Below are 17912 nucleotides of genomic sequence, written 5' to 3' on the forward strand. Positions count from 1 at the left end.
TAATTCGGAAAAAGACATATATAACCTTTGTTGACAAAACATCTTCACGTTAATATTGCATCGTCATACTATGATAAAGGCACACCTTAAAACACTATAAAATATGAAAAAGCACTTTATCCTTTTAGGAGCTTTACTAAGTTCTGCTATCGCTTACTCACAAGTAGGAATTAATACTGAAAATCCAAATGTAACTTTGGATGTTGTAGGAAAAGCGACCGATGCAAATTCATTAGATGGTATCACAGCACCGCGGCTTACGGGTAATCAGCTTAGAGCGAAGATTTATACTATAGCTCAAACAGGAGCTTTGGTATACATAACAACTCCAGATACAGCACCTGCAGGGCAAACTATTGATGTGAAAACTATAGGCTACTACTATTTTAACGGGACGAAATGGATTCCAACAGAAGGGAACAATATTTACAATGCAGATGGTTCCATAACAGGAACGGAGGGTATCCGTAATTTAAATCTCAATGGAAAAATATTGAATTTTAATGGGGCTAACAGAAAAACACATTGGGATTCTGAAGGTAGAATACACCAGACAGCTACTAATACCTCTACTGATGCTGTTATGGGATTTCACAATGGAAATGCCAATCTATGGATACAGCAATGGAGTTCTGATTCCCAAATTACAGCTTCTGATGGTTCTACTGAACTTGGATTAAAAACACATTATACTAAGGATTCTGCTCCGATCACATTTGGTACAAGTCCGGGAGGTAATACGACTGGCTTGGAAAGGATGCGTATTACAGGAGAAGGAAATGTAGGTGTTAATACCTCTGATCCGACAGAAAAATTTGATAATAGTGGTATTACAAGGCTGCGAGTTCTTCCCCAAAACGGTGCTACCAATGCGATAAATACAACATCAGATGGTGATATATCTTCAGCACAAGATCAAACCTTTACTGCAAGCAGAACAGTAGTGGCTGATGTTAATGGAGTTTTAGGAACTGTATCGGGCATTCCTTCAGATGCAGGAAGTTCAAAAGTACTTGTAATTGCAAATGCACCCGGAACGCAAAATATAGGAGGTCAATTTATTCCAAATGCTGCTATTGGACAATTTACAAATGAAAGCCTGGATGTATACAACGCCTGGACGAATAATATCTTTACAGTTCCTGCTAATATGGGGGGTATTTATATCATAGTGATGCAAAATTCTAATACTCATGTTAGCATAGGGTCGTCAACTCCTACATGGCATACTATGGCTTACTACGAGAAAAGCATTGATGGGGGAGTAAATTGGAATACGATGATAAAACATACCTATGCTGATCTTGCTGGTACCATTGTAGATAATGGTAATACCTTATACTGGACTGGTTTCTTAAATGTTGGCGATCAAGTAAGAATTCGTTTCAGTTGTAATGCTACTACAAATAATATTGTGAACTATGGAGGACTTTCTATTACAAAACTTGCACAGTAAATCTCTTGTAATCAGTTTGAAGATTTAAGCTGTGTACAACTATTATTATCAATAAACAAAAAGGTAAAAAATCAAAATATATAATGTCAACTCAACGGTTAGGTTGAGTGTAATCATGATAGGGTTTACATCTAAGTGTTTTAATCGTATACGAAATGAATTTGAAGGAAATCCACATAGGACAAATCATCGAAAAAGGTATTGAAGAACGTGGAATTGAACTGTCACGTATTTGTAATTTTCTAAAATGTTCTGAAGAAGAAATAAACGAAATGTATAAGCAGAAAAACTTAGATACAGACATGTTGTTGAGATGGAGTAAATTACAGGAATATGATTTTTTTAGAATCTATTCACAGCACCTTATACTATATGCTCCGCCTGTTACAAACCAGAAAGAACAAATCAATAGTAAGGCAACACTTCCTCAGTTCCGAAAAAATATTTATACAAAAGAAATAATAGATTTTATTCTAGAACAAATAGATTCAGAAGAATTAACTATAAATGAAATTATGTTGCGCTATAAGATTCCTCGAACTACAATCTATAAGTGGATTCGTAAATATAAAAAATAATTACATTTTAAAACCGACCTATACCTAAACCTTTTAACTAATACCTATTAGGGTTACTGATTATTTATATAATAATCAGTAACTGCTTTTTTTTATAAATTATGGAAAGAGTAGATTACAAAAAGCTATATACTGATATTATCAATAAGCAAAATCCGGAAAAAATTACAGAATGTGAGCATCTTTTAAATAAAGAGTATTTATCAGTAATTGACATTTTAATAATAAACAAAATCATATTTGGAGTTAATGAATCGAAAGATTTTAATTTAAATCAAAAATTTAAATCCTATACAAAACAAGATATCATACAAATTCTAGATTATCAAAAAATACACTCATTGAACAATACTCAACTAGCTAAACATTTCAAAATAAGTAGAAATACAATCGCGAAATGGAGAAAAATATTTATTTAATACATTATACATAAATTCAGTCTTGTGTATTGATGTTCAAGAATTAATTATCTTCATCTTCCTATTTCAGCATTTCAGTTCCTAATTTCAGCATTTCGATAAAATAGTCTTCTAAATACGCTTGATCTATCTCTAATTTTGAAATAGATAAACTTCAAAAAGAAGAGAAAATGAAGCGTTTGATAAGAAAAATGAATGTAGTGCCTGTATTATTTATAGGAATTTTTTTACTTCAAAGTTGTAGCAATTCTAACAAAGAAGTTGCTCAGAAAAATGAAATTCAAGAGGTAGAAGTATTGACTCTACAACCAACAGAAACTGTTATCGACCAGATTTACCCTGCAAACTTACAAGGAAAAGAGAATATCCAACTTCGACCACAAATTAGTGGCTACATCGACAAAATTTATGTAGATGAAGGGGCATATGTTCAGGCTGGAAAACCACTTTTCCGCATCAATGCAAGTGTTTATCGTGAGCAACGAAATACGGCCGCAGCTTCGTTGGCAATGGCGAGGTCACAATTGGCTTCTGCTCAATTGGAACTGGATAAGTACAAAGTATTAACGTCTAACAATGTAGTGGCGGATTTTCAGTATCAAAAAGCAAAAACCAATTTTGAGAATGCCAGAGCTGCAGTGAAGCAACAACAAACTTTAGTTGCGGCTGCAGATGTTAATTTAGGATTTTCTGTGGTGAAGGCTCCCGTAAGCGGATTTATTGGTCGAATTCCAAATCGTTTGGGAGCTTTAGTGGGACCAAGTGATACAGAGCCATTAACGACTTTATCTAAGGTAAACGAAATCTACGCCTACTTTTCGCTTCCAGAAAATGAGATTCTGAAAATTAATGCTTCTCGCCCAGGTGCTAATTTATTGGAGAAATTGAAAAGTTTTCAAGAGATCAGTTTGTTGTTAGCAGATGGAAGTCTTTACAATCATATAGGGAAAATAGATATGATGGACGGACAGTTTGATGCAAGTACAGGATCAGTAATGATACGTGCTTCTTTTCCAAACCCTGAATTTTTGTTGAGAACCGGAAACACGGGGAAAATTGTTTTAAAAACAGTAGAGCGAAACGTTTACAAAATTCCACTTTTGGCAACTTATGAAGTTCAAGATAAATTATTCGTTGGAGTGTTGGACAAGATGGATAAAATGGTACGTTTTCCTTTGACCGATTTTGTAAAGTCAGGAAATTATTACATCGTGAAATCTGGATTTAAAACCGGGGATCGAATTATTGCAAACGAGCTGGCTTTAATTCAGGAAAATTCGACGGTAAAGCCAAAGCTTAAGAAATAAAAAAAACACAAAAGAATGTTTCAAAAGATTATAAAAAAACCAGTTCTAGCAACGGTCATCTCCATTATATTGGTGATGTTGGGTGTTTTGGGTTTGCTACGAATTCCGATGACGCAGTTCCCTGAAATTGCACCGCCAACGGTTTTCGTATCGGGAACGTATCCTGGTGCCAATGCCGAAAGTGTGATTCGTTCAGTGGTTACACCGTTGGAGCAAGCTATCAATGGGGTAGAAAATATGGAGTATATTTCTTCGAGTGCTGCGAATGATGGAAGTTTTTCCATTACCATTATTTTTAAACAAGGTGTTGATCCTGATCAGGCAGCAGTGAATGTTCAGAATCGTGTAGCGCAAATCAATTCGCAGCTTCCGCAAGAGGTGATTCGTCTGGGATTAACGACAACAAAGCAGCAAACGAGTTACCTGATGATCATAAATGTCAACAGTGAAAAACCTGAAAAATACGATGAAGGATTCTTGCAAAACTATGTAAATATCAATCTAATTCCAGAATTAAAAAGGATTCCAGGTGTTGGAAATGTGAGCTTATTTGGTTCTAAAGAGTATTCCGTTCGTGTATGGTTAGAGCCTACGAAATTAGCGTCTTATGGTTTAGTTCCTTCTGATGTGGAGGCAGCAATCCAGCAATATAGTTTTGAAGCTTCACCAGGAACTTTAGGTGAAGAAAGTGATGCAACATTACAATATACATTACGATACAAAGGAAAGCTGAACAAGCCAGATGAGTTTGAAAAAATCATCCTTCGTTCTAAAACGGATGGTGCTGTATTGCGATTGGGAGATGTTGCCCGCATCGAATTTGGATTGTCTAATTATTCTAGTGATACGTTTACTGATGGAAAACCATCGGTGGTATTTGCAGTCATTCAGGCGAGTGGTTCTAATGCCAATGATATTGCAGTTGAAGTAAATAAATCTTTAGAGAGTTTTCAGCAAAATGCACCAGATGGTATTAAATACGATATGATTCAGAATATGAAAGATCGTTTGGACACGTCGGTAACGCAGATGAAAATGACTTTAATTGAGGCTTTCTTTTTGGTATTTATTGTGGTATTGATTTTCTTACAAGATTTCCGCTCAACGATTATTCCTGCCATTGCAGTGCCCGTTTCCATTATCGGAACCTTCTTTTTCATTTATCTGATTGGATTTTCGATAAACGTATTAACGTTATTTGCTTTGGTACTTGCCATAGGAATTGTAGTAGATGATGCTATTGTCGTTGTAGAAGCTGTTCATGCCAAGATGCAACAAACAGGCGAACCGGCCAAAACAGCAACTGCATCAGCCATGAGTGAAATTAGTGGAGCAATTGTTTCGATTACGTTGGTGATGTCGGCAGTATTTTTACCAGTAGGCTTTATGGAAGGTCCTGCAGGAATTTTTTACAAGCAGTTTTCCTACACTTTAGCGATTGCGATTTTAATTTCGGCAGTAAACGCCTTGACTTTAAGTCCAGCGTTATGTGCTTTGCTATTGAAAAACCACCACACAACAGAAAATGAGGAAAAGAAAAAATTCACGCAACGTTTTGCTGATGCTTTCAATGCAAGTTTTGAAAGATTGACAGATAAATACATTGATGCTGTTACATTTTTAGGGAAGAAAAAACTGATTGCTATCTGCAGTTTGGTATTGATATCTTTAGGTACTTTCTTTCTGATGAACAATGCGCAAAAAGGTTTCGTTCCCGAAGAAGATGATAATAATTTAAGTTTTGTTGTAAACTTACAAGCAGGAGCTAACAAACAATTTATCACAACGGAGATGGAGAAAGCCACCAAAATGGTTTTAAAAATGACTGAAGTGAAGAGTATTAGTACCGTTTCAGGATTTAATCTTTTTACAAATGGTGCAGCTCCCAATGCAGCAATGGGCTTTATTACTTTGAAACAACCGAAAGAGCGTGGCGAGATTTCAGACATTAATGAAGTGATGCACAAAATTGAAAACGAAATAAAAGGTAAAATCAAAGGAGAATTTCTGATTTTTAGAAATCCAGCTGTTGAAGGTTTTGGTACAGCTGGTGGTGTTGAATTCGTATTGCAAGACAGAATGTCGGGAAGCATTACTGATTTTGAAAAAGTTAGTAAAAAAGTAATTGAATCGATTAACAAGCGTCCAGAAATTGGAATGGCATTCACCACATTTAGAAGTGATTTTCCTCAGTTTGATGTGGAACTGGATGAAGATAAAATACAGCAATTGGGTTTAACGCCGAAAGAAGTAATGGATGCCTTGCAGTTGTATTTAACAGGTTCACAAACAACGGATTTTATTCGCTTTGGAAGATTGTATAGAGTGAATGTACGTTCAGAAGCAGATTATAGAAAGAATGAAGAAGCTCTAAATCAAATGATGATACGCAATAATCTGAATCAAATGGTGCCAATCTCAACTTTGGTTACGCTTAAAAAAGTGTTCGGTCCACAAGATATTAGCCGTTATAATTTGTATAATAGTATTAAAGTGAATGTAAATGCAGCAGAGGATGTCAGTACGGGAAAAGTGATGAATGCAATTGATGAGGTGTTGAAAGAAGAGCTACCAAAAGGGTACAGCTACGAGTACAGTGGCTTGGCTTTGCAGGAGAAAAATTCAGGATCGCAAATGATTTTCATTTTCGGGTTAAGTATCTTGTTTATTTATTTCCTTTTGGCGGGACAATACGAGAGTTATTTGTTACCATTGGCGGTATTATTTTCGCTACCGACAGGAATTTTAGGAGTCTTTATCGCAACGGGATTGACCGGATTAGATAACAATATTTATGTCCAAATTTCACTCGTCATGCTCGTTGGTTTGCTTGCTAAAAATGCGATTTTGATTGTTGAATTTGCCATGCAACAGCGCAGAGCAGGTTTGTCGATTTTTGACGCAGCAATAGCAGGAGCAAGAATGCGTTTACGCCCGATTTTAATGACATCATTTGCCTTTGTTGCAGGATTGGTTCCGTTGATGTTTGCTACGGGTGGAACTGCAATTGGGAATAAATCGATCAGTATCAGTGCAGCAGGCGGAATGTTTAGTGGTGTACTGTTGGGAATTTTAATAATTCCTGTTTTATATATGATTTTCCAAAGCCTTCAGGATAAAATTTCAGGCAATAAAAATAGAACAGATGAATAAGTTAGCATTAAAAAATATAGGTGTAGGATTGCTTTTCGTTTTAACATTGCAATCCTGTAAGATAACGCAAGATTATGTACGACCAGAAATTAATATGCCAACGGCATTTGACAATTCTTTAGTAACGAATGATCGCAGCGTAGTAGAAATTCCGTCGTATCAACAGTTTTTTAAAGATGAAAAACTGGTCGGTATTATCGATCAAGTGATGGCGAATAATCCTGATTTATTAATAGCTGCTGAACATATTTCAGCAAACGAAGCTCTACTGAAAAGTGTAAAGCTTAATTATTTGCCCGATATCAATCTGCAAGTGAACGCCAGTGCTCAACGGCTTTCTAAGAATAGTATGATGGGTTCTTTGGCGAGTAATACCGTGATGCAAGAGTACAATCTTTCACCATCTGTTTCGTGGGATGTTGATTTTTGGGGGAAGCTAAAAATGCAAAGGGAAGAAGCCTTGGCTAATTACTTAAGTCAGGCTGAAAACCGTCGGGCTTTGCGCATTCAATTGATCGCGCAAACTGCAGAAGCGTATTACAACTTATTGAGTTTGGACGAACAATTGCGTATAACATTGGCAGTAGAAAAAAGTATGCAGGAGACTTTAGGCTTATTGAAAGTTCAATATGCTGTGGGAGATGTAACTTCGATTGCCATTAAACAATCCGAAGCACAATGTGCAGAAACTCGTGCTCTGATTCCTGAAATTAAGGCTAGTATCAAAGCACAAGAAAATATTTTACAAACTTTAGCAGGAAGCTATCCTGCAACGGTTGATCGAAAAAATGCTTTAGGAGAAGTTGCTTTTTTATCAACTTTAAACGTAGGTATTCCTACGGATTTATTGCAAAATCGTCCGGATGTAAAGCAACAGGAAATACAATTGCAAGCAGCAAATGCACGTGTAGGAATTGCTAAAACAGCATTTTATCCAAGTTTAACCATTACAGGACAAGGTGGGTTGAATGCGATTAAAGCAAGTAATTGGTTTTCAATTCCAGCATCTTTGTTTGGGACGGCTGCAGCAGGATTAACTCAACCGATATTTAATAAAAGAAACATCAAATCGAATTATGAGCAAGCGTTACATCAGCGTGAAGCTTCGGTTCATCTATTTAGAAAATCGATTTTAATTGCGGTAGAAGAAGTGAGTACGTCCCTAAATGCGATTGACAATATGAAAATGCAAATTAAAGAAGTAAACAATAGAAAATTAGCGATGGATAAAGCGATTGCTGATGTACAGATTCTTTACAAATATGGTGAAGCGAATTATTTGGAAGTTTTGACCGTGCAACAAAGCTATTTCCAGACTGAATTAGCACAGTCTTTGGCAAATCAAAAAAAAATTAATGCGTACATTGCTTTATACAAATCTTTAGGTGGAAATTAGATGAATAACAACGATACAAGCCGAGATATAAGGCAATGGAGGCCACTTTTCCATTGGAGTGGCGTACTGGTTTCTTTAGCTTTGGCCAATTTCATCCAATATCTGTTAAACCCCGATAGTAGTTGGTGGATTTTTTATACAGAAGCAAATTGGACGGAAATTATGGCAACAATTGTTGCTGGAATCGCTATGTATGCCATCCTATTTTGGATTATTACATTGCTTTCTGATTGGGTAAATCGTAAATCCATTTTTAGAGCTAATGTATTGGCACATTTTATTTTAACAACCTTAGTGGTGATGGGGTGTATGTTCGTATTGTTATTTTTAGAAAATGTGGGGTATGAATTGTTGTGGCCTGAGCCAACAATTACAAATAAGGAAATAGAATTAAGCGTTCGTCAATATTTGGTGGTGAATGTTGTGGTAGCAGTATTCGTGAATAGTTTTTACCATTCTTTTTTCTTTTTTGAAAAATGGAAAGCCAAAGTTATTGAAAGTAATAAGCTTGAAGTTCACGCATTGCAACTTAAAGAAAATGCTTTGCAATCGGAATTAGAAATTTTGAAATTGCAATTGGATCCTCATTTTTTATTTAATAATTTCAGCATTCTTACCCAATTAATTGAGACTAATCAACAGGCCGCTCAGGAATTTTTATCCAATCTTTCAAGAGTTTATCGCTACATTTTGACCACAGGAAAAAGGAATTTGGTGACTTTGGATGAAGAATTAAAATTTGTTGAAATGTATTTTCATTTGTTGAAAATCAGACATGGTGAAAGCATTCATTTGGACATCAAAATTGAGGAAAAAGATAAGGTAAAATCGCTTCCGCCAGTTACTTTACAATTGTTAATTGAGAATGCTATCAAATACAATATTTCAACTATCAAACAACCTTTGAAGATTGAAATTAGCACTGTGGATGGTAGCCTTGTCGTGAAAAATAACATGCAACGCATTAATATCGCTTATAAAAGTACGGGAATGGGTTTAAAAAATATTCAGGAAAGATATAGTCTTCTGCACAGTAGTACACCCGAAATTAAAGCGACAGAATTGAGTTTTGAAGTGAAATTACCTTTGTTGATTATATAAAACGTGTTATGAATTACATCATTATCGAAGATGAGCAATACAATGCCGAGTTATTGAAAAGTATTGTAGAAAAATATGACGAAATGGCGCAATTGATGGCTATTCTTCCGTCGATACAAGATAGTGTAGAATGGCTGAAAAAGTATCCGCAACCCGAGGTAATATTTATGGATATTCGTCTGGCTGACGGTTTGTCTTTTGAAATTTTCAAGCAAATACAAATTATTTCTCCTGTTATTTTTACAACAGCCTATGATGAATATGCGTTGCAAGCCTTTAAAGTGTATGGTGCTGCATATTTACTAAAACCTATTGTTCAGGAAGAATTAGAGGATGCTTTGAATAAAGTAAAAAGACTAAAACCGCAATTTTCGGACAATGATGTGGAAGCGCTAATGGATATGTTTCGAACGCAGCAAAAGAAATACAAAACCCGTTTTCTGCTGCATTTTCGTGAGACTTACAAAGTGATTCCTGTGGAAGAAATTGATTATGCTTTTTTAGAACAGAAAACGGTCTATTTTCGTTTGGTTAATGGTTCTGCAATTGCTGTTCCTTATAATTTGGAAGAGTTGGAAGAGCAGTTGGATCCGCAGTTTTTTTTCAGAGCAAACCGACAGTATATTTTGCATATCAATAGCATCGAAAGTATGCACAAATACTTCAATGAAAAAGTAAAAATTATTTTGAAACGTGATCGAAATGCTGAAGTCATTGTAAGTCGAATCAAAATGCCACAATTTAAATTGTGGCTGGATCGATAGTAAAAATTAAACCTTACAAAAACAATTTAGGATGAAATTATTTAATACAGAGCGATTAATTGTTCGGAGATTTAAGGAAAGTGATGGTTCCGCTTTATTTGATTATTTCGAGAAACCTCGCGTAAACTGTTTTATAGATGAGAAATTAAATTCGATTGAAGAAGCCAATACCGAAGTATTGAAATGAATAGCTGACGTATCTCAATTTGTTGTTTGTTTGCTTGATGATACGTTAATCGGAAACCTTTTTGCCTATGCAGAACATGAAAATGACACCTTTAATCTAGGTTAAAAGTAAAAGCTTTAAAATAAAAGCTCTTGCCCTAAAATTAAAACAGCGATAACTAGAATAAAATAACCAAAGAGAGGTTTTAATTTAGTCGAAGAGATGAATTTAGAAATAGAATTTCCAATCATAATTCCAACAACAGATAAAAGCGTAAGCATGGTTAATAAAAGCCAATTAAGCGATGAAAATTGTTGGTAATCACTACCAAATCCTACCAACGAATTAATCGCTACTAGAAATAATGAAGTAGCAACTGCATTTTTCATTGGAACTTTTGCAAATACCACTAAACCTGGTATAATAAGAAATCCACCTCCAGCTCCAAAAATACCTGAAATAAATCCAATGATTACTCCTTGTATCACTAACAAAACTGTATTTTTTTCCATTTTCTTTCCACAATCAATACAGTCTTTTTGTTTATTCGTAATCATGCTATAAGCAGCCAATAACATCACAATAGCAAAAGTTATCATTAGTATAAAGTTTTTCTCTACTTCTCCTACAAATGGTAACTGTAAAGTAGATGGTAATTGTGGCATAAATAGTCGTCGTGTGGCAAACATTACTAACATAGATGGGATACCAAAGATAATGGCAATTCGATAATTCACTAATTTATTTTTAACCTTAGGGTAGCTGCCAATTATTGAGGAAATTCCTATGATAAATAACGAATATGATGTCGCTTGTATAGGATTTAATCCAAATAAGTAAACTAAATTAGGTACGGTTAAAATAGAACCACCACTTCCCATTAAACCAAGAGTTACTCCTACTAGAATGGTCATAACATAGCCAATATACTGCGACATTTTTTAGATTTTATAATCCAAATTTCCAAATAATATTTGAGTTGTTTTGTTACAGATGTTACAGACTACTAATCGAAAAAAAAACGATAGCTAAAAAATTAACAACCGTTTTTTTTAAAAAACTATAGATATTAATCGACTGATTAAGTAAAATCAATTATTCATATTCATGAATTAATGTGGAAGTTTATTTCTTAAAATTCCATATAAATAAGTACCTAAAAGTGCACCTACAATTACAATTAGCATTGGGAATAATCCTGCGCCTAATAATACGAAAATGGGACCCGGACAAGCACCTACTAATCCCCATCCTAAACCGAAGAAAATACCTCCGATAAGATAACGCACTATAGATTTATTTTTTGGCTGGATATCGATTGGTTTTCCATCAATATTTTTAGTCTTTTTCTTTTTAATTAATTGAATTCCAATCATTCCAATTGCTAAGGCAGAACCTATAAATCCATACATATGAAAGGATTGGAAGTTAAACATCTCATAGATTCTGAACCATGAAGCCGTTTCTGCTTTGTACATCGTAATTCCAAATACGATTCCTAAAAGGATATATATAATACTTCTCATTGTTCTAAAAAATTAAAGGGAATAAAATGTGAACCATTAATAATCCACCGATGAAAAATCCTATGACTGCTAGTAATGAAGGCAATTGTAAGTCACTTAATCCTGAAATGGCATGACCAGATGTACACCCGCCGGCGTAACGTGTTCCAAATCCAACTAACAATCCTCCAACTAATAACAAGACAATATTTTTAAGGGATAAATCTTCAAAAATCTCTGTTGGAGAGTATGCTTTTCCGGCACTTTCAAAACCCATTTCGTTCAATTGTAGTATTGTGTTTTCCGAAATTGCAGGTATTTGATGATCGGATAAAAATTCAACAGAAATAAATCCTCCTAATACTGCTCCAACTAAGAACAATAGATTCCATTTTTGAGCCTTCCAATTGAATGCAAAAAAATCACAGTTTTTACCTGCTCCAATAGCGGAGCATATCGTTCTAAAATTAGAAGAAAACCCGAAGCTTTTTCCTAAATAAATTAGTAATAACATTACAATTGCAATGATTGGTCCGCCAATATACCATGGCCAAGGTTGTAGTAAAAATTCCATTTTATTTGATGTATTTTTTTAATTGTTTAATTAAATCTTCTGGAAATAAAACACCACTGTACTTCCATGTGAGTTGGTTATTCTGAAATAACATTAATGTTGGAACGCCCATAATTTGGAAAGTGGCATCAAAATGAATGGTATTCACTTTATCATCATCCACATTAATTTTTTCAATATCCAACTGATTGTTAAATTCTTCTTTGACTTTATCCAATGATATATTCAATACAGCACATATGTTACATGTTGATGTATAAAAATTAATCAATATTGGTTTATTTTCTTTTATTCTATCAATGATCATTTTCGTTTAATTTAGAAATAGGCCTAGGTCTATCATTTGTTGCTTTAAATTTATTTTAGATTAGAATATTTTTGCGTTTTCACTTCTGTATAATGCAATTCATATTTGTATCTAATTCATTTAATTTGAATTCTAAAATATGCAAAGGAATATTGATTGAACCTTGATCATAGACTTTCACCTATTCATCTGTTGAGTGTATACCGATTTAATCGTTTAAATTCGTTTTTCATTATTTTGAAGCAAATTTATAATCTATAAAATTGATAGATTGTAACTTTTGTTACCTACTTCCTGAGGTATAAAAGAACAAGCTATTTTTAATCAATAAAATAGCTTGTTCTTTTGTATGAATTATACTTTTTATTTTACTAACGGTAATTTTTTAGCTGTCCAATCGTTAATACTACCGCTATAATTTAAAATATTCGTGTAACCTAATTTTTCTAAAATAGAGTAGGCCATAGCTGAGCGTAAACCACTTTGACAATGGATAATAACAGGGTTATCTTTTTTTATTTTTGAGGTATTTTGTTCTAAAGAATTTAACGAAATATTTTCAAACCCCTGAATATGTCCATTTTCGTATTCACTGATTGTGCGTACATCAATTAGTTGTACGTTGGCTTGTTTCATATATTTTTGAACATCTTCTGCTTGAATAATTTTTGAAGTTTTTAACCCTTTATATTCTTTTAGATCACTAATGTAACCATAGATATTATCAATTCCAATACGCATTAATTTTCGTGTTAAATCATCAATCTGATTTTCAGCTGCGACTAAAATTATTTGATTTTTATAATTTACCAAAGAACCTACAAATGTTGAGAATGATTTTCCTCCTTCGATATGCAAACTACCCGGAACAAATCCTTTTTCTACACTATCTTTTTTACGGGCATCGATAACCAATAGATTGTTTTTAATTGCCTGTTCAAATTCAGTAATTGTTAATGGATTTAATTGTTGTTTTTTAATCATCAATGGACGCAGTTGTTTGTTCCATTGCTTCATTACAGCGAAATATTGAGGCGGTTCTGGTTGGCCTTCTAATATAAATTTTGTAAAAGCTTCTTTGTTATTTAATAATTGAAAGGCTGGGTTTGTTGCCATTTCTTGTTTTAATGTAGAGTGAGGAATGGTGCTTAAACTCTTCCCACAAAATGATCCTGCTCCATGACCAGGCCATATCTCCGTAAATTGATCTAATTTTTTAAATTTATTTAAAGATTCAAATAATTGGTGTGCACCTTCATACTGAGATCCTACTTTTCCTACTGCTTTTTCCAATAAGTCAGGTCGACCGACATCCCCAACAAAAATAAAATCGCCTGTAATGGCTTTTGTAGGGATAAGTTTTTGTTTGGCATCTTTTACTAAAAAGGTTAAACTTTCTGGCGTATGCCCGGGTGTATGCATTACTTCGATAATAACATTCCCTAAAGAAATGATTTGTTTATCTTTAAGTGGTTGATGAGGAAATTGATATTGCCAATCTGATCCGCCTTCAGCAGAGAGTAAGAGATCAGCATTCGTTGCATGTGCTAATTCTTGTGCACCACTTAAAAAATCGGCATGAATATGAGTTTCGGTTACATATTTAATTGTTAAACTATGTTTTTTTGCATAGTCTAAGTAAGTGTCAATGTCCCTTTTAGGATCAATTATAATAGCTTCCTTATTTTCATTTGCAATAATGTAACTTGCTTGGGCCAATGTTTCATCAAATATTCGTTCAAATAATATATGTTGTGCTTTTAAGGCGGTAGAGGTTGTAAAAAAAATGCCTACCAATATGAATAGGAAAGTTTTAATATAATTGTTCATTATAATTTAAATTTAATAATCGAATATAAGCATTTACTAGTCTGAAAAATGTAACATATGTTACAAAAGGAGTGATGTTTTAAAGATACTTTTATACGTTTTAGGGAAATACTTTTAAAGTATGTAAGCTCAAGAATATAACTGGGGTAGGATCTACTTTTTAGAGTCTAACCCTTTCTTGATAGAAGAATTAAAAATGGATCGATAATAACACCTCTATTTTCAAATATGTTTTGGCTATTATAACTTCATGTTGTGTTATACAACAGAAAAATCTTTATTTTTCTGACTCATTTTTCAACGTTTTTACGTTTTGCCAAGTTCCACCATTGATTACATTTGTAAATCCATGTTGCTCTAAAATAGCTTTGGCTTGTTCACTTCTGTTACCACTTCTACAGAATACAACAATTGAATTATGATTCCTAAACTTTTGAAGTTGGTTTCCCACTTCATTCAATGGTATATTGATTGAACCTTTGACATGATTTTCAACGAATTCAGCAGGTGTTCTTACATCGACTAAAAAGGCATTATTATTAATACATGAAATTAATTTTTCGTTATTATTTCCTGAAAACATATTGATTAATTTTTTGAACATGATTATAATTATTTTAAAATTTTACTTTGACATACGAAATCTGTTTTTGGAATAGACGTTTGAGCAATAGCATCAAATCCACCTTCAATTTCTGTAAAGTTTCGATATCCGCGTGCTTGTAAAATACTTGCTGCAATCATACTTCTGTATCCTCCTGCACAATGTAAATAAAAATGTTTTGTTGGATCAATACCATTGATCCAATCATTGATAGAAGCTAATGGTTTGCTATAGGCGTCATTTATATGTTCTGTGGCATATTCTGTTTCTTTGCGAACGTCAACTATTACAACCTCTTTGCCCTTGATTTCTTCAGCGAGTTGAGAAGCTGTGATACGATTAACAACATCTATTTCTTTCTCAGCATCAATCCATGCTTGAAATCCTCCCTCTAGATGACCTAATACATGATCAAAACCTACACGGCTTAATCGTGTAACAGCTTCCTCTTCTTCTTCTTGGTCTGTGATTAGTAAAATAGGTTGATTAACATCGACAATCATAGCTCCAACCCAAGGTGCAAAATCTCCTTTTAATCCAATGTTAATGGATTGTGGAATAAACCCTTTTGCGAAATCAATATTTGAGCGTGTATCTAAAATTAAAGCAGTACTTTGTTCTGCTCTATTTTCAAATTCCTCAATACTTAGCGCTTTCATTCCTTGGGATAAAACATGATCAAAACTTTCGTATCCTTTTTTATTCATAGCTACATTCATTCCAAAATAGGCAGGAGGAGGCAATAAGCCATCTGTTACAGCTTCTATAAATGCTTCTTTCGATGGTTGATTTAAAGCATAGTTTACTTTCTTTTGATTACCTAATGTATCAACTGTCTCTTTCATCATATTTTTACCACAAGCAGAACCTGCTCCATGCGCTGGATAAACCATAATATCATCTGGTAAAGAGAGAATTTTAGTATACAAACTATTGTATAATAATCCAGCTAAATCTTCTTGCGTCATATTGGCTGCTTTTTGTGCTAAATCTGGACGACCAACATCACCAAGGAATAATGTATCACCGCTGAAAAGAGCTATTTCTTTTCCGTTTTCATCAAATAATAAATAAGAAGTACTTTCTAAGGTATGACCAGGTGTATGCAAGACTTTAATCCTTATTGCTCCAATTTCGAAGAGTTGATTGTCTTCTGCTATAATCGCATCAAATAATGGATTAGCTGTAGGCCCATAAACAATAGGGGCATTTGTTTTTTGACTCAAATCAACGTGACCGCTTACAAAATCGGCATGGAAATGTGTTTCGAAAATATATTTTAATTGTACGCCATCTTTTTCTAAACGATCAATATAAGGTTGCGTTTCACGTAATGGATCTATTATTGCTCCTTCACCATTACTTTCTATATAATAGGTACCTTGTGCTAAACACCCTGTATATATTTGTTCTATTTTCATAATTATATAGTTTCTATTTTGATAGAACAAATTTCATAATAAAATTTAATTCAGTTTGTTACATAGGTTACAATGCAATCTGTTGTTTTTTAAGCAGGATAAAAGCATCCTTTTCCTCAAAAAATATTTATTCAAAAATAGAGGCAACTAATTCTTAATTGGATGAATTAACACTTAATATTTGTATAATAATATACTTTTATATGTTTTTAATATATAAATATAGTATACATTTGTACTATTATTAAGGTTTGAAATAATATATTAAAAATAGGATTAGCCATAAAATAAATAAATTGAGTAAAAAAGGATTATTATTAGTGAATTTAGGATCTCCTAAATCTACATCAGTAAATGATGTAAAAGAATATCTTGGAGAGTTTCTAATGGATGAAAGAGTTATTGACTATAATTGGATTTTGAGATCTCTTTTAGTGAAAGGAATTATTCTGAATACAAGACCGTCAAAGTCTGCGGAAGCTTATCAAAAAATTTGGACAGATGCGGGATCTCCTTTAATAGTAGTTACTGAAAAAATAAAAAATAAATTACAAAATATTATTGATATTCCTGTTGAAATAGGAATGAGATATGCTGAGCCCAGTATAGAACACGGAATTTCAAAACTAGTTGAGCAAGGTGTAGACAAAATTGTATTATTTCCATTGTATCCTCAATATGCTATGAGTACAACAGAATCTGTTATTATAAAGGCAGAAAAAGTTAGAAAAGAGAAATTTCCATTTGTTAAAATAAATTATATTGAACCGTTTTATAAAAAAGATATATATATAAATTGTCTTGTAGAAAGTATAAGAGATAAGTTTTCAAATGATTTTGATGGGTTGTTATTTTCTTATCATGGTATCCCGGAAAGGCATATTTACAAAACAGATCCTACAAATACTTGTAATTTAAGCGATTGTTGTGACAGAGAATTTAATCCAAGTCATCAATTCTGTTATCGACATCAATGTTTTGAGACAACAAATAAAGTGATAGAAAAATTAAATTTATCTCGCGAAAAAACGATTGTTTCGTTTCAATCGAGATTAGGAAAAGATAAATGGATTGAGCCTTATACAGATTCTACTCTAAAAGCATTGCCATCAAAAGGAATTAAAAGATTAGCAGTTGTTTGTCCTGCATTTGTATCAGACTGTTTGGAAACTTTAGAGGAAATAGCTATGGAAGGAAAAGAAATATTTCTTGATAATGGGGGTGAAACTTATGAATATATTCCATGTCTAAACGATAATGATTCATGGGTACACGTAATCAAGACTTTATGTGAGGAAAAAATAGATGATTTTTATTTATTATAATCTGTA

17 protein-coding genes are annotated in these 17912 nt (G+C 33.4%); 10 read left to right on the forward strand and 7 right to left on the reverse strand.

Features of this window, described 5'->3' with window-relative positions:
- Nucleotides 1-103: 103 nt before the first annotated feature.
- The 9 genes from H277_RS20525 (at nucleotide 104) to H277_RS20215 (ending at nucleotide 10361) form a co-directional block, all read left to right on the forward strand.
- Nucleotides 104-1456, forward strand: a complete 1353-nt coding sequence (locus tag H277_RS20525) for a hypothetical protein (RefSeq protein ID WP_019976151.1) — start codon at nucleotides 104-106, stop codon at nucleotides 1454-1456.
- Between the two features lie 155 nt (nucleotides 1457-1611).
- Nucleotides 1612-2034: a hypothetical protein gene (locus H277_RS0113560; RefSeq protein WP_019976152.1), complete on the forward strand. Its 423-nt coding sequence runs from the start codon at nucleotides 1612-1614 to the stop codon at nucleotides 2032-2034.
- A 101-nt stretch (nucleotides 2035-2135) separates the two neighbouring features.
- The gene (locus tag H277_RS0113565; protein ID WP_019976153.1) at nucleotides 2136-2453 is read left to right on the forward strand and encodes a helix-turn-helix domain containing protein; all 318 of its coding nucleotides are present in this window, start codon (nucleotides 2136-2138) and stop codon (nucleotides 2451-2453) included.
- 170 nt (nucleotides 2454-2623) lie between these two features.
- Complete coding sequence (locus H277_RS0113570; protein WP_019976154.1) at nucleotides 2624-3760, forward strand: efflux RND transporter periplasmic adaptor subunit; 1137 nt, start codon at nucleotides 2624-2626, stop codon at nucleotides 3758-3760.
- A 15-nt stretch (nucleotides 3761-3775) separates the two neighbouring features.
- The gene (locus H277_RS0113575) at nucleotides 3776-6913 is read left to right on the forward strand and encodes an efflux RND transporter permease subunit (RefSeq protein WP_026357610.1); all 3138 of its coding nucleotides are present in this window, start codon (nucleotides 3776-3778) and stop codon (nucleotides 6911-6913) included.
- Complete coding sequence (locus H277_RS0113580) at nucleotides 6906-8309, forward strand: efflux transporter outer membrane subunit (protein WP_019976156.1); 1404 nt, start codon at nucleotides 6906-6908, stop codon at nucleotides 8307-8309. Before H277_RS0113575 ends, H277_RS0113580 begins: the two co-directional genes overlap by 8 nt.
- Nucleotides 8310-9410: a sensor histidine kinase gene (locus tag H277_RS19110; protein WP_019976157.1), complete on the forward strand. Its 1101-nt coding sequence runs from the start codon at nucleotides 8310-8312 to the stop codon at nucleotides 9408-9410.
- A gap of 8 nt (nucleotides 9411-9418) precedes the next feature.
- Nucleotides 9419-10174, forward strand: coding sequence for a LytR/AlgR family response regulator transcription factor (locus H277_RS0113590; protein WP_019976158.1), 756 nt, complete (start codon nucleotides 9419-9421; stop codon nucleotides 10172-10174).
- 31 nt (nucleotides 10175-10205) lie between these two features.
- Nucleotides 10206-10361, forward strand: coding sequence for a GNAT family N-acetyltransferase (locus H277_RS20215; protein ID WP_019976159.1), 156 nt, complete (start codon nucleotides 10206-10208; stop codon nucleotides 10359-10361).
- A gap of 116 nt (nucleotides 10362-10477) precedes the next feature.
- Here H277_RS20215 and H277_RS0113600 read toward each other — a convergent pair whose 3' ends face one another.
- From H277_RS0113600 to H277_RS0113630, 7 genes are all read right to left on the reverse strand, one after another.
- On the reverse strand, nucleotides 10478-11278 hold the full coding sequence (locus H277_RS0113600; RefSeq protein WP_019976160.1) for a sulfite exporter TauE/SafE family protein: 801 nt from the start codon (nucleotides 11276-11278) through the stop codon (nucleotides 10478-10480).
- Between the two features lie 174 nt (nucleotides 11279-11452).
- A complete protein-coding gene (locus tag H277_RS0113605; protein ID WP_019976161.1) occupies nucleotides 11453-11866 on the reverse strand; it encodes a DUF6691 family protein in 414 nt (137 codons plus the stop codon).
- A gap of 4 nt (nucleotides 11867-11870) precedes the next feature.
- The gene (locus H277_RS0113610; RefSeq protein ID WP_019976162.1) at nucleotides 11871-12419 is read right to left on the reverse strand and encodes a YeeE/YedE family protein; all 549 of its coding nucleotides are present in this window, start codon (nucleotides 12417-12419) and stop codon (nucleotides 11871-11873) included.
- 1 nt (nucleotide 12420) lies between these two features.
- Nucleotides 12421-12726, reverse strand: a complete 306-nt coding sequence (locus H277_RS0113615) for a thioredoxin family protein (RefSeq protein WP_019976163.1) — start codon at nucleotides 12724-12726, stop codon at nucleotides 12421-12423.
- A 363-nt stretch (nucleotides 12727-13089) separates the two neighbouring features.
- Nucleotides 13090-14556 (reverse strand): MBL fold metallo-hydrolase, encoded by a 1467-nt coding sequence (locus H277_RS0113620; RefSeq protein WP_019976164.1) that lies wholly within the window; start codon nucleotides 14554-14556, stop codon nucleotides 13090-13092.
- A 277-nt stretch (nucleotides 14557-14833) separates the two neighbouring features.
- Nucleotides 14834-15160, reverse strand: a complete 327-nt coding sequence (locus H277_RS0113625; protein WP_019976165.1) for a rhodanese-like domain-containing protein — start codon at nucleotides 15158-15160, stop codon at nucleotides 14834-14836.
- An 8-nt stretch (nucleotides 15161-15168) separates the two neighbouring features.
- Nucleotides 15169-16581 carry an MBL fold metallo-hydrolase gene (locus H277_RS0113630; protein ID WP_019976166.1) on the reverse strand — a complete coding sequence of 471 codons (1413 nt, stop codon included), beginning with the start codon at nucleotides 16579-16581 and terminating at the stop codon, nucleotides 15169-15171.
- A gap of 296 nt (nucleotides 16582-16877) precedes the next feature.
- Between H277_RS0113630 and hemH the strand changes: the two genes are divergently transcribed.
- On the forward strand, nucleotides 16878-17906 hold the full coding sequence (gene hemH, locus H277_RS0113635) for a ferrochelatase (protein ID WP_019976167.1): 1029 nt from the start codon (nucleotides 16878-16880) through the stop codon (nucleotides 17904-17906).
- Nucleotides 17907-17912 lie beyond the last annotated feature (6 nt).

This window comes from Empedobacter brevis NBRC 14943 = ATCC 43319 (genome assembly GCF_000382425.1).
Lineage (GTDB): Bacteria > Bacteroidota > Bacteroidia > Flavobacteriales > Weeksellaceae > Empedobacter > Empedobacter brevis.

Bases quoted from the DNA above. Each gene is read 5' to 3' on its own strand.
- H277_RS0113615 (WP_019976163.1), bottom strand. From the start codon at position 12,726: ATGATCATTGATAGAATAAAAGAAAATAAACCAATATTGATTAATTTT.
- H277_RS0113565 (WP_019976153.1), top strand. From the start codon at position 2,136: ATGGAAAGAGTAGATTACAAAAAGCTATATACTGATATTATCAATAAG.
- H277_RS0113630 (WP_019976166.1), bottom strand. From the start codon at position 16,581: ATGAAAATAGAACAAATATATACAGGGTGTTTAGCACAAGGTACCTAT.
- H277_RS20215 (WP_019976159.1), top strand. From the start codon at position 10,206: ATGAAATTATTTAATACAGAGCGATTAATTGTTCGGAGATTTAAGGAA.
- H277_RS0113560 (WP_019976152.1), top strand. From the start codon at position 1,612: ATGAATTTGAAGGAAATCCACATAGGACAAATCATCGAAAAAGGTATT.
- H277_RS19110 (WP_019976157.1), top strand. From the start codon at position 8,310: ATGAATAACAACGATACAAGCCGAGATATAAGGCAATGGAGGCCACTT.
- H277_RS0113600 (WP_019976160.1), bottom strand. From the start codon at position 11,278: ATGTCGCAGTATATTGGCTATGTTATGACCATTCTAGTAGGAGTAACT.
- H277_RS0113575 (WP_026357610.1), top strand. From the start codon at position 3,776: ATGTTTCAAAAGATTATAAAAAAACCAGTTCTAGCAACGGTCATCTCC.
- H277_RS0113620 (WP_019976164.1), bottom strand. From the start codon at position 14,556: ATGAACAATTATATTAAAACTTTCCTATTCATATTGGTAGGCATTTTT.
- H277_RS0113580 (WP_019976156.1), top strand. From the start codon at position 6,906: ATGAATAAGTTAGCATTAAAAAATATAGGTGTAGGATTGCTTTTCGTT.
- H277_RS0113610 (WP_019976162.1), bottom strand. From the start codon at position 12,419: ATGGAATTTTTACTACAACCTTGGCCATGGTATATTGGCGGACCAATC.
- H277_RS0113605 (WP_019976161.1), bottom strand. From the start codon at position 11,866: ATGAGAAGTATTATATATATCCTTTTAGGAATCGTATTTGGAATTACG.
- H277_RS0113625 (WP_019976165.1), bottom strand. From the start codon at position 15,160: ATGTTCAAAAAATTAATCAATATGTTTTCAGGAAATAATAACGAAAAA.
- H277_RS20525 (WP_019976151.1), top strand. From the start codon at position 104: ATGAAAAAGCACTTTATCCTTTTAGGAGCTTTACTAAGTTCTGCTATC.
- H277_RS0113590 (WP_019976158.1), top strand. From the start codon at position 9,419: ATGAATTACATCATTATCGAAGATGAGCAATACAATGCCGAGTTATTG.
- H277_RS0113570 (WP_019976154.1), top strand. From the start codon at position 2,624: ATGAAGCGTTTGATAAGAAAAATGAATGTAGTGCCTGTATTATTTATA.